The organism is Serratia sp. S4 (genome assembly GCF_000347995.1).
GTDB classification, from domain to species: Bacteria; Pseudomonadota; Gammaproteobacteria; order Enterobacterales; family Enterobacteriaceae; genus Serratia; species Serratia quinivorans.
The window spans coordinates 5,034,059-5,045,793 of the sequence record NZ_KB661120.1 but is presented as its reverse complement, the minus strand read 5'-3'; the positions used below and the strand labels follow the sequence as shown (position 1 = coordinate 5,045,793).

At 56.4% G+C, this 11,735-nt stretch carries 10 protein-coding genes; 7 read left to right on the top strand and 3 right to left on the bottom strand.

The features are described 5' to 3' along the window. Positions 1-17: 17 nt before the first annotated feature. From SERS4_RS0124300 to SERS4_RS0124270, 7 genes are all read left to right on the top strand, one after another. Positions 18-1,004: a C4-dicarboxylate TRAP transporter substrate-binding protein gene (locus SERS4_RS0124300; protein WP_017894360.1), complete on the top strand. Its 987-nt coding sequence runs from the start codon at positions 18-20 to the stop codon at positions 1,002-1,004. A 54-nt stretch (positions 1,005-1,058) separates the two neighbouring features. Continuing rightward, entirely contained in the window at positions 1,059-1,529 is a 471-nt protein-coding gene (locus tag SERS4_RS0124295) for a TRAP transporter small permease (protein ID WP_017894359.1), read from the top strand. Continuing rightward, on the top strand, positions 1,526-2,803 hold the full coding sequence (locus SERS4_RS0124290; RefSeq protein ID WP_017894358.1) for a TRAP transporter large permease: 1,278 nt from the start codon (positions 1,526-1,528) through the stop codon (positions 2,801-2,803). Before SERS4_RS0124295 ends, SERS4_RS0124290 begins: the two co-directional genes overlap by 4 nt. Before the next feature lie 42 nt (positions 2,804-2,845). Next, positions 2,846-3,538 carry a GntR family transcriptional regulator gene (locus SERS4_RS0124285; protein ID WP_037410592.1) on the top strand — a complete coding sequence of 231 codons (693 nt, stop codon included), beginning with the start codon at positions 2,846-2,848 and terminating at the stop codon, positions 3,536-3,538. Positions 3,539-3,629: 91 nt separating this feature from the next. Continuing rightward, positions 3,630-5,672: an oligopeptidase A gene (prlC, locus tag SERS4_RS0124280; protein WP_017894356.1), complete on the top strand. Its 2,043-nt coding sequence runs from the start codon at positions 3,630-3,632 to the stop codon at positions 5,670-5,672. 8 nt (positions 5,673-5,680) lie between these two features. Beyond that, positions 5,681-6,427: a 16S rRNA (guanine(1516)-N(2))-methyltransferase RsmJ gene (gene rsmJ / locus SERS4_RS0124275; RefSeq protein WP_017894355.1), complete on the top strand. Its 747-nt coding sequence runs from the start codon at positions 5,681-5,683 to the stop codon at positions 6,425-6,427. Positions 6,428-6,578: 151 nt separating this feature from the next. Beyond that, positions 6,579-8,477, top strand: coding sequence for a bifunctional UDP-sugar hydrolase/5'-nucleotidase (locus tag SERS4_RS0124270; RefSeq protein ID WP_026142576.1), 1,899 nt, complete (start codon positions 6,579-6,581; stop codon positions 8,475-8,477). A 56-nt stretch (positions 8,478-8,533) separates the two neighbouring features. Here the strand turns inward: SERS4_RS0124270 and SERS4_RS0124265 are convergent, their stop codons facing one another. The 3 genes from SERS4_RS0124265 to SERS4_RS0124255 are packed head-to-tail and all read right to left on the bottom strand — an operon-like array spanning position 8,534 to position 11,734. After that, complete coding sequence (locus tag SERS4_RS0124265; protein ID WP_017894353.1) at positions 8,534-9,133, bottom strand: SIS domain-containing protein; 600 nt, start codon at positions 9,131-9,133, stop codon at positions 8,534-8,536. Beyond that, positions 9,133-10,770, bottom strand: coding sequence for an FGGY-family carbohydrate kinase (locus SERS4_RS0124260; RefSeq protein ID WP_012147371.1), 1,638 nt, complete (start codon positions 10,768-10,770; stop codon positions 9,133-9,135). The genes SERS4_RS0124265 and SERS4_RS0124260 overlap by 1 nt, the downstream gene beginning before the upstream one ends. Positions 10,771-10,780: 10 nt before the next feature. Beyond that, on the bottom strand, positions 10,781-11,734 hold the full coding sequence (locus SERS4_RS0124255) for an ABC transporter permease (protein WP_017894352.1): 954 nt from the start codon (positions 11,732-11,734) through the stop codon (positions 10,781-10,783). Position 11,735 lies beyond the last annotated feature (1 nt).

The following is an 11,735-nucleotide window of genomic DNA, read 5'->3' as shown; positions in this document are numbered from 1 at the left end:
AACTGGAGATTATTATTATGAAAGGACAACTTAAGCGCTGGGTCATATTGACCTGCGCATTATTTTCTTTACTTGTTTTCAGCGCGGAATCAATTTCAGCAAAATATACTATACGGGTTTCTTATGAAAATAACCCGGGTGAGCCTTTTGATCTGGCGGTAAGAAAGTGGGCTGAACTCTTTAAAGAAAAAACTAACGGCCAAGGTGAACTTATTTTGTTCCCCAGCTCTTCATTAGGATCAAAAAAAGACGTGATGGAGCAAATCAAGCTGGGGAGTGCGATGATCACCCTGGCAGATGGGGCCTTTTTTGCCGACTATATACCCGACTTCGGCATTATGATGGGGCCGTATCTGGGGCGCGATTACAACGATATTTTCACCTTGACCAAAACGCCCTGGTTTACCGACCTGTCACGCCAACTGGACGACAAGGGGTTTCATATCCTGGCGGCTAACTGGCTGTACGGTATCCGCCAGATGGTGGTGAACAAACCCATCCATACCCCGGCGGACCTGAAAGGTGTAAAAATCCGCGTCGCCAACAGCCGTATCTTTATTGAAGCCATCAAGGCGATGGGGGCAACCCCAACCCCCATGCCATTGGGCGAAGTGTATACCGCGTTGACTACCGGAGTGATCGACGGTGCGGAAAACCCAATCCCGGTACTGTACGGCCAAAAGCTTTTTGAGCCGGCCAGGTACCTGATCATGACCGGGCATATTGATAATGTCACCCAACTGATCATTGGTCAGAAATATTACAGCCAACTTCCTGATGAGATTAAAAAAGCGTTAACGCTATCCTGTGAGGAAGCCGGTAATTATATGACCAGGTTAATTATCCAGGCTGATAAGCAAGATCGGGAAAAAATGAAAGCGGCGGGCGTGACGGTGATTGAGGTTGACCGTGAATTATTCCGGCAGGCGTCAAAGTCGGCCTATCAGAAATTCCCGGAATGGACGCCGGGATTATATGACAAGCTTCAGGGCTATTTAGAATAATTGACTGCCATTTTTCAACAACTTCCGCTGCATCGCACCGGGGGAGTGATAATCATGATCCGAAAGTTATTGGTTAATCTTGACGATATTCTCGCCTGCCTGGTGTTGACTGCGATTGTGGCGGTAACGGTACTGGCGGTAGTGATGCGTTACCTGGTGCATGCGCCGTTGCCCTGGGTGGAAGAGCTGCAATTAGCGCTCTATCTGTGGGCCATCATGCTGGGGGCGGTCAGCGCAATGAAGCGGCGCAAGCATGTCGGCATTGATGTTTTTGTCAATCTGTTGCCCGCAAGTGCCCGCCGGCTGGTGCTTTATTGGAACGATGCCTTGAGCATAGTTGTCTTGCTGTCGTTTGCCTGGCTTGGTTTGATGCTGGCGGAAGGTGCGGGAGAAAAGATCACCCCGATCCTCGGTATTCGTTACCGCTGGATCGATATGGCGATCCCGGTGGGGTCATTGCTGATGGTGCTGCAATTGGTCGTCAACCTATGTTACCGCGACAAACGCATGGGAGAATCATCATGACGGTAGCGATCTCCTGCATTATTTTACTGCTGGGTTTTATCAGCAGATTACCGATATTTATCAGTGTGATCCTGGCGGTATTGAGTTGGTTTTTCCTCGCGGGCGATCCCTCGCCGCTCATTGCAGCACAAAGGATCGTCGGAGCCAGTGAGAACACCACGCTGCTTGCGATTCCCTTCTTTATCTTGCTGGGCAATTTGTTGAATTACACCGGTATTACCCGAAGAATGCTGACGCTGGCGGAATTACTGACGCGCAAATTCTACGGCGGACTGGCGCAGGCCAATGTGCTACTCAGTACCTTGATGGGCGGCCTTTCGGCCTCCAGTTTGGCGGACTGCGCCATGCTGTGCAAAATGCTGGTGCCGGAAATGACGCGCAAAGGCTACAGCAAGGCTTTCGCTACGGTGGTGACGGCGGCGGGGTCGTTGATCACGCCAATCATCCCGCCGGGTATTGCCCTGATTATTTACGGCTATGTGGCGGATGTGTCGATCGGCAAAATGTTTCTGGCGGGTATCGTGCCGGGAATATTGTGCTGTGCGGCGCTGATGCTGACTATTCGCCATCTTTCCCGGCGGCGCAATTACCAGGCCAGTAATACCGATGCACCGAACTGTCGCGAGCTTGGGCAAGCGCTGTGGCAGGCGATGCCGGCGCTTGTTCTGGTGCTGGTGATTATCGGCGGGATCCGCATCGGTGCTTTCACACCGACCGAAGCGGGGGCGATTGCGGTGGTGTTTGCCATTGGCATCGGCCTGTTTTTCACCCGTGAAATGAAGGTGGCCGATATCGGTGAGGCCCTGTTGGATACGGCCGCTTCTACGGCGGGTATTATGCTCATTATCATGGCCTGCTCAGCATTCGCCTGGATATTGAGTTGGGAACGAACTGCCCAGACGGTCGCGGAGATGATTACGTCACTGTCGGATAACCCGCTGTTGTTCCTGTTGGCGCTCAACCTGTTTTTACTGGTCCTGGGGATGTTTATTGAAGGTAATGCGGCAATTATCGTGTTGGTACCGCTGCTGATGCCAACGGTGAAGGCTCTGGGGATCGATCCGATCCAATTTGGCATTCTGATCATTCTTAACCTGGCGATTGGCAGCCTGACACCGCCGATGGGCACCATTATGTTTATTGCCAATTCGATTACCGGTACCCAGGTTTCTGCCTTTATCAAAGAGGTCTGGCCGCTGTTACTGGCATTGCTGACGGTATTGCTGTTGGTGACGCTGGTACCGGCGATTTCGACCTTTTTACCTGGGCTATAGCTTTGTAAACAGTGGGAGAATACTATTTCAGAAATACCACTTATGAGATCCGTTATGAGTCGGCTGCTGTTGGATCGGGAAAAACCCGTCAAGATGCAAATTTACCATTGGCTGAAAGAACGCATTATTTATGGTGAGTTTGCGCCGGGAATGATTCTGGAAAAAAACGAACTCGCGCATCAATTGAATGTATCGCCCACGCCATTGCGAGAGGCTTTGATTTTGTTGAAGCATGACAACTTCATCGATATGGTGCCGAACCTGCATACACGGGTAAAACTGATAGAAGTCAAACGGGTAGAAGAGAACGCTTTTATCCGTGCGGCACTGGAAGGCGCGGTCGTCGAGCAATTGGCATTAAGCGGTATCAGTAAAACGGTGGAAAAAGCCTGCCAAAAACTGATCGATAGCCAGCTTGGCGCTTTTGACAAGCAGGACTACGCCAGCGTGTTTCGTTTTGATCTGGAGTTCCACCACCGGTTGGTCGACCAGCTGGCGCTGGATTCGCTGTGGGATAATCTGTATGCCAATCGCGCCCATCTGGATCGCGCTCGCCAGTGTTCACCGGTGAATGTGGCAGGTATTCGCCGCTCCATAGAACAACATCAGCAACTGCTGCAGTTGATCGTCAGTGGGCAGGTGCAACCCGCGCGGGAACTGATTAAAGCCCATGTTTGGTCAGTGTTTGATGATTTGAAACAGATCGCACCGGAATACCTGAGCCGCGATCATTGATTTTCCTGCCGCTTGGCTCCATGTTAGATATTCATACGCATTTTAAGGCCTGCCCGCTGCGGCGGGCCCCAACGCTAATCAGGACTGCCCTATGACAAATCCGTTGCTGACCCCGTTTTCCCTGCCACCGTTTTCCGCCATTCGCCCAGAAGATATCGTGCCTGCGGTGCAATCCGCCTTGGCCGATTGCCGCGCTGCGGTAGAGCGCGTTGTCGCGCAGCCGGGACCGTTCACCTGGGATAATCTGTGTCAGCCGCTGGCTGAATCTGACGATCGCCTGTCGCGCATCTGGTCGCCGGTGGGGCATTTGAACTCGGTAAAAAACAGCCCGGAACTGCGTGCCGCCTATGAGCAGGCGCTGCCGTTGCTGTCTGAGTACGGCACCTGGGTTGGGCAACACGAAGGCTTGTATCAGGCGTACCGCAGCCTGAAAGAAGGCGAAGCCTTCAATCAACTGACTGCACCACAGCGCAAGTCGGTAGAAAATGCGCTGCGTGATTTTGAACTGTCGGGCATCGGCCTGTCGCCGGAAAAACAGCGTCGCTATGGTGAAATCGTCGCGCGTCTGTCCGAGCTGGGTTCTACCTACAGCAACAACGTGCTCGACGCCACCATGGGCTGGAGCAAGCTGATTACCGATCAAACCGAGCTGAGCGGCCTGCCGGAAAGCGCGTTGGCCCAGGCTCAGGCGATGGCGCAGGCCAAAGAGCAGGACGGCTGGCTGCTGACGCTGGATATGCCGAGCTATCTGCCGGTACTGACCTACGGCGACAACCGCGCACTGCGTGAAGAGATGTATCGCGCCTTCGCTACCCGCGCTTCCGATCAGGGGCCGAATGCCGGTAAGTGGGACAACAGTGAAGTGATGGCGGAAACGCTGGCGCTGCGCCATGAACTGGCCCAACTGCTGGGCTTTGACAGCTACGCCGACAAATCGCTGGCGACCAAAATGGCGGAAAACCCGGAGCAGGTGCTCGGTTTCCTCAGCGATCTGGCCAAACGCGCCCGTCCGCAGGCTGAGCAGGAGCTGGCGCAGCTGCGCGCCTTCGCCAAACAGCATTACGGCGTAGATGAACTGGAAGCCTGGGACATTACTTACTACGGCGAAAAACAGAAACAACACCTGTTCTCGATCAGCGACGAGCAACTGCGCCCGTACTTCCCGGAACAGCGGGTGGTGGAAGGTCTGTTCGAAGTGGTTAAACGCATTTACGGCATCACTGCCAAAGAGCGCAAGGATGTGGATACCTGGCATCCAGAGGTGCGCTTCTTTGATCTGTTCGACGCCAACGGCGAGCTGCGCGGCAGCTTCTACCTTGACCTGTATGCGCGTGAAAACAAACGCGGCGGGGCGTGGATGGACGACTGCGTCGGCAGCCTGCGCAAGGCCAACGGCGAGCTGCAAAAACCGGTCGCCTACCTGACCTGTAACTTTAACCGTCCGTTGGGCGACAAGCCGGCGCTGTTCACCCATAACGAAGTGACCACCTTGTTCCACGAGTTCGGCCACGGTCTGCACCATATGCTGACCCAGATCGACACCGCCGGCGTTTCCGGCATCAGCGGTGTGCCATGGGATGCGGTCGAACTGCCAAGCCAGTTTATGGAAAACTGGTGCTGGGAGCCGGAAGCGCTGGCGTTTATTTCCGGCCACTATCAGAGCGGTGAACCGCTGCCGAAAGAGATGCTCGACAAGCTGCTGGCCGCCAAAAATTACCAGGCGGCGTTGTTTATTCTGCGTCAGTTGGAATTCGGCCTGTTCGACTTCCGCATGCACGCCGAATACAGCCCGGACAAAGGCGCGCAGATCCTGCCAACCTTGGCGGAAGTGAAGAAAATGGTGGCGGTGGTACCTTCACCAAGCTGGGGCCGTTTCCCACATGCTTTCAGCCACATCTTTGCCGGCGGTTACGCGGCGGGTTACTACAGCTACCTGTGGGCGGAAGTGCTGTCGGCCGATGCCTATTCACGCTTTGAAGAAGAGGGGATTTTCAACGCCGAAACCGGTAAATCTTTCCTCGACAACATCCTGTCGCGCGGCGGTTCGGAAGAGCCGATGGAACTGTTCAAACGCTTCCGTGGCCGTGAGCCGCAGCTGGATGCTATGCTGCGCCATTACGGCATTAAAGGATAACCCCACCGGTGAGCGTGTGTTTATTGTGTGAAGAAGGCGCCGACCCCGGCGCCTTGTCTATTCTGGCGCAGCGCTGGCAGTTAACTTCGGACGACGAGGCGCTGATGGCGCTGGTATTGACGCCCGAAAGGCTGGAGCTGCGCAAGCGTGACGAACCCAAACTCGGGGCGATCTACGTTGATTTTGTCTCTGGCGCCATGGCGCATCGGCGCAAATTTGGCGGCGGGCGCGGTGAAGCGGTGGCGAAGGCGGTCGGCATCAAGGGCAGTTACCGGCCTGACGTGGTAGACGCCACTGCCGGCCTGGGGCGCGATGCCTTTGTGCTGGCCTCTCTGGGTTGCCGGGTGCGGATGCTGGAGCGTAATCCGGTGGTGGCGGCATTGCTGGATGACGGCCTGCAGCGCGGCTATCAGGATGCGGAGATCGGCCCATGGCTGCGCGAACGCATGACGCTGTTGCATGCCTCCAGCCTGACGGCGTTGGGGGATATTGATCCACGGCCGGAGGTGGTGTATCTCGACCCGATGTACCCGCACAAGCAGAAAAGTGCATTGGTGAAGAAAGAAATGCGGGTATTCCAGTCGCTGGTGGGCAGCGATGATGACGCAGATGGTCTGCTGGAACCGGCACGTCGTCTGGCGACCAAGCGCGTGGTGGTGAAACGCCCGGATTACGCCCCGCCGTTGGCTAACGTACAGGCGCATGCGGCGTCGACGACAAAAAGTCACCGTTTCGATATCTACATGCCCGTGTAAATATTTATGCCCGCGGGCATAGAGGGCGAAATAGGGAGGTATTCATTGATCCACCTCCCAATTTTATTTTTTACCTTGCAAAGATACTGGCAAGCTTGTGTTCCAGATCGCATGATTCCTTTTCGTTTCCCTTCCTATAATTAAATAAATAATGAAAAAGACACTCCTTGCTGTTTTGCTTTGCCTGGGTACCTCTGCGATGGCCTCTGAACCTGTCAATATCACCATTCTTGGCACTTCCGATCTGCACGGCACCTTTGTGCCCTGGGATTATTCTACCGACACCGCCAATCTGGCCGGCAGCCTGAGCCAAATTGCCACTCAGGTGCATCAGGTGCGCGCCCAGCAGCCGAACGTGATCCTGGTCGATGCCGGTGACACCATTCAGGGCAACTTTGTCGAGACCTTTAAAAACGACAAAACCAGCCCGATGATCCTCGGCTTTAACGCGCTGAACTATGACGTCTGGGTGATGGGTAATCACGAATTCGACTTCGGCCTCAAACCGCTTTCCACTTCACTCAATCAATTCAAAGGCACGGCATTGGCCGGCAACATTCTCTGGGACAGCGGTAAGCCCTACCTGCCGGCGTATAAAATCATTGAACGCCAGGGGGTGAAAATCGGCATTATCGGCATGGATACGCCGATGACTGCCGAATTCGCCAAAGGCACCGACCGGGTGAAAGGGCTGAACTTTACCAATCCGGTCGAGGCGGTGAAGCAGGTGATCCAGCAGATCCAGGGGCAAGTGGACGCCATCGTGCTGGTGGCACACATGGGGATCGACAACGAGAACCAGCGGCCGGGGACCGGCGTGGGCGATATTGCCAGGGCCAACCCGGAACTGGCGGCGATTGTCGCCGGGCATATGCACGTAAAAGTCGATAAAGAAGTGATTAACGGCGTGATCGTCACCGAACCGGACAAATATGGCCGCGCGCTGTCACGCATCGATCTGCAGTTTGAGCAGCACAACGGCAAGTACGTGCTGATCAACAAAGACAGTTACACCTACCCGATCAAAGGCATCGCCTCGGATAAAAAACTCGAAGAGATTTATCAGCCGTACCACAAGATTTTGCGCGCTAACGCCAACCGACCGATTGCCCAGCTCAGCGGCCAGGATCTGGTACCGCCGGATGCGGTGAAGGGCATTCCGCAGGTGCACGTGCAGGATACCGGTATCAGCAAGCTGTATCAGGAAGCCGGGCATTACTATGCACCGCAGGCGCAGGTGATCGCGTTGCAGATAGATAACGATCGCCCGAAGCTGAACGTCGGTACCATCACCGCCAAGGACATTGCCTTCAACTACCAATATGCCGGTGGCGAGATCACCGTTTATCAGCTCAGCGGCAAAGAATTGAAGAAGTATATGGAATGGTCGGCGGGCTACTTCAATCAGCTGCATGACGGTGACGTGACCTACAGTTTTAACCCGCAGCGCCGCGCGTCCAAATATTCCACCAATGATTTCTTCGATGGCGTGACCTACAAAATCGACCTGCGCCAACCGGCCGGGCAGCGCATCCGTGACCTGAAAATGGCCGACGGCACGCCGGTGACGGACAGCACGCCAATCCGTCTGGGAATGAACAGCTACCGCATGGGGCACCTGACGCAAAAAGGCGGCGCGCTGGAAGGCATGCAGTTCCCGGTGCTGTCTGACAGCAAGGTGGAATACGGTGAAGAGGCCGGTACCATCCGCAATCTGACCATTCGCTATCTGACCGAGGTGAAAAAGGGCCAGTATCAGGGGCAGGCGGTGCAGCGCTGGCAGTTGGTCGGGCTGGAAGGCTACGAACGTGAGCGCAAAATCGTCGAAAAACTGCTGAACGACGGCAAAATCAGCGTACCTACCAGCGAAGATGGGCGTTACGGCAACGTGGCGTCATTCAACGTGAAAGGGTTGCTGAGCGGCACACCGCAGGCCCGTCAGCAGCAACAGGCGGCGTTGAAGGCACAGTTGAGCGCCGCCAGCGATCCGCTGGTGAAAAAGCGTTTGAGTGACCAGTTGGTGATTATCGAGGCGATTAACAAAGCCTGAGGGTGATAACGGGCTCGGCATGTGTGTAGGGGCTCAGCATGCTGAGCCCTGTTACCTTAATGCCCCTGCAGTAAACGCTTGCCGACGTCACCGCCCGGGTGTACCGCCAGCAGCGTTTCCTTGTCGTAGCCACTGCGCTCCATCAGACAGGCGCAGGCGGCATCGAAAATCGCCAATACCAGCACGATAGAAGTCGTTGCCAGCATGTTCAGCGGATCTATCTCATTTTCAACCCCGGTGCGGACCGTTAACTGAGCCGCCTGAGCGATCGCCGAATCCGGGTTTTCCGTCACGCCAATCACGGTTACGCCCTTGGCCTGCAGCGTCGGCAGCAGGCGGGTCAACTCGTCGGAATTGCCGCCGCGTGAAATCAAGATCATCAGATCATCACCGCGCAGAAAACCCAGATCGCCGTGCGCCGCGTCGGTGGCGTTCAGGTAAATAGCCGGTCGCTCCACGCAGGCCAGCATATGGGCAATTTTTCGTGCCGCGATGCCGGAAGTGCCAACGCCGGTGACCACAATTTTACCCTGGCACTCCGCCAGCAGGGTCAACAGCCGTTGCCAGGTTTGTGGGTCGATGCGCTGGCCCAACTGCGCCAGCTCCCGGCTGTAAATTGCCCAGGCCTGTGTTGCCCGTTGCCATTCCTGCTGCATCAGGCGTCCTCCTGCATCAGTTGGCGGTATTTCATATGGTCGTTATACAGCTCATGGAACACGCGGTATTTACGATCGTAATAGCGTTTGATCTTGTTGGTCTGCGGCGTCACGGTTTTGCCGATGCGGCTCATGGCGCTCATCGCTTCCGGCAGGCTGTCGAATACCCCGGCCGCCACGGTGCCCATCATCGCGCCGCCCAACAGCATCGCCTCGCTCTCTTCCGGCAGCAGCATGGCACAGCCGGTGGCGTTGGCATGTTCCTGCACGAAAATCGGGTTCTTGGTGCCGCCGCCGCTGGCCATGATGGTGTCGATGCTGTAACCGCTTTGATTCATAGTTTCGATAATATGACGGGTACCGAGGGCGATGGCCTGGATGGTGGCCAGATAGTGCAACGCCATGTCTTCCGGGGTGCGTGACAGCTTCAGCCCGGTCAGGGTGCCGGTTAGCGTCGGATTGGCACGCGGCGAACGGTTGCCGTGGAAATACGGCAGCATATGAATGTCTTTGGTCAGATAGGCAATATCCTCCGGCTCGCCCGCCATCCGGCGCAGCAGGGCGTTCAGCACCTCATAGATGGTCTGCCCCTGGGTTTTTGCCTGCGCCAGCAGTTCCTGATAACAAGGATGTGACTGGATGATGTGGTCAATCAGCGCGCCGGTGGCGGACTGGCCGCCTTCGTTCAGCCAGTATTCCGGCAGAATGGCCGAGTAATAAGGCCCCCACACGCCGGGGATAAAACGTGCAGTGCGCGACATCGCCATATGCCCGGTCGAGGTGCCGCCGATCAGTGCGACGCGGCGATTAAAGTCTGCCACTTCACCGGAAGCCCCGGTAGCCCCCAGCGTGCCGAGAGTACCGGCGTGGGCATCAATGATCGACACGCTGACCGCGGTGCCGGCAATCAACCCCATCTCACTGGCGGCGCGCTGGGTCAGGCCGTGGCCCAGCGGTTCACCCATCATTTTGACGTCGCTGCCAATTTTGGCGGCATCGTGTTCCAGTACGTCTTCCAGCCCAATCTGTTTGAAATAGCTTTTGTCCCAGCGCTGTTCATGGCCGAGATAAGTCCATTTGCACACCGTCGAACACAGCGAACGGGTGGCGTCCTGAGTGGCGCGCCAGGTGAGGAAGTCCGGCAGATCAAACAGGTAACCGGCGTTGGCCCAGGTGGTCGGCATATGCTGCTTGAGCCACAGCATTTTAGGGGTCTGCATTTCCGGCGAGATGATGCCGCCGACGAAATCCAGCACCCGGTGTTTGGTGGCGTTAATACGCTCGGCCTGGGTGATGGCCCGGTGATCCATCCACACGATAATGTTCTGTTCGGTACGGCCGGAAGGGCTGATGGTCAGCGGCTTCCCCTCTTTGTCCAGCACCACCAGCGAGCAGGTAGCGTCGAAACCCAGCCCCTTGACCTGAATCGGGTTGATATCGGCCTGATTAACCGCATCGCGCACCGCGTTGCACACTGCCTGCCAGATATTGTCCGAGGACTGTTCAACAAAGTCTGCCTTTGGACGATACAGGTCGATAGCCCGGCTGGCCTGCCCGACCATATGGCCGTTGAGATCGAATACCCCAGCGCGCGCACTTCCGGTGCCTACATCTACGCCAATAAAATAGCTCGCCATTATTTTTCTCCTAGGCTTTTCGATTCTGTAACGCGATAAACAAGATCAACACCGCACCCCACAGGGCCATGGTCAGATAGCTGCTGACGCCCAGCAGGTTGAGGCCGCTTTCCAGCATTTGCAGCACAATCAGTGCCAGCACCAGGCCAAGCACCCGGCCAAATCCGCCGTCCGGGTTAATCCCACCCAGCACCGAGGCCAGAATGGTCACCAGCAAATAGGATTCGCCGTAGCCGGCCTTGGCCGAGTTGAACTTGGCCATCATCAGCAACGCCGCACCCCAGCCGAGCAGGGCGGACAGCACATACACCGCGATTTGCACCCGGGCGGTATTCACCCCGCTGAAACGGGTAGCCTGCTCGTTGGAGCCGATTAAATACAGGCTGCGCCCCAGCGTGGTGTGCTCCAGCAACAGCCACAGGCCCACGGCGACCAGCAGGAACAGCAGCAGCGCCACCGGAATGCCGAGCAGGCTGCCGTTGCCGAGATATTGAATCGCCGCCGGGAAGCCGGAGATCACCGCGCCGTTGGACAACAGAATATTCAGGCCGGTGATCAGCGTCATGGTGCCGAGAGAGGCAAGGATCGGCGAAACGCCGACCCAGGCGACCAGCACGCCGTTAAGTGCGCCAATGGCGACGGCGACCAGCAACCCGGCCAGCAGCGCCAGTACCAGAAACAGCGGTTGGTCCGGGTGGCTGACGATAATTGCCGCCATCACCAGCGAGCAGGCATTGGCCCCGGCGATAATCGACAGGTTGATACCGCCGGTGAGCATGGTAATGCCCATGCCGAGCGCCAGCATGCCGAGGATCGGTAACTGCGAGGCGATCGACTGGAAATTGCCGAGGCTGAAGAAGCGCGATCCAAGCAGCCCGGTGAACAGCAGCGCCACGACGATAATGATCGCGCTTTGCAGGCGGATGATCCGATCGCTTGGGATCAGACGGGTTAACTGGGTCATC

Bases quoted from the DNA above. Each gene is read 5' to 3' on its own strand.
- SERS4_RS0124255 (WP_017894352.1), bottom strand. From the start codon at position 11,734: ATGACCCAGTTAACCCGTCTGATCCCAAGCGATCGGATCATCCGCCTG.
- SERS4_RS0124290 (WP_017894358.1), top strand. From the start codon at position 1,526: ATGACGGTAGCGATCTCCTGCATTATTTTACTGCTGGGTTTTATCAGC.
- SERS4_RS0124270 (WP_026142576.1), top strand. From the start codon at position 6,579: ATGAAAAAGACACTCCTTGCTGTTTTGCTTTGCCTGGGTACCTCTGCG.
- SERS4_RS0124300 (WP_017894360.1), top strand. From the start codon at position 18: ATGAAAGGACAACTTAAGCGCTGGGTCATATTGACCTGCGCATTATTT.
- prlC (WP_017894356.1), top strand. From the start codon at position 3,630: ATGACAAATCCGTTGCTGACCCCGTTTTCCCTGCCACCGTTTTCCGCC.
- SERS4_RS0124260 (WP_012147371.1), bottom strand. From the start codon at position 10,770: ATGGCGAGCTATTTTATTGGCGTAGATGTAGGCACCGGAAGTGCGCGC.
- SERS4_RS0124265 (WP_017894353.1), bottom strand. From the start codon at position 9,133: ATGCAGCAGGAATGGCAACGGGCAACACAGGCCTGGGCAATTTACAGC.
- SERS4_RS0124295 (WP_017894359.1), top strand. From the start codon at position 1,059: ATGATCCGAAAGTTATTGGTTAATCTTGACGATATTCTCGCCTGCCTG.
- SERS4_RS0124285 (WP_037410592.1), top strand. From the start codon at position 2,846: ATGAGATCCGTTATGAGTCGGCTGCTGTTGGATCGGGAAAAACCCGTC.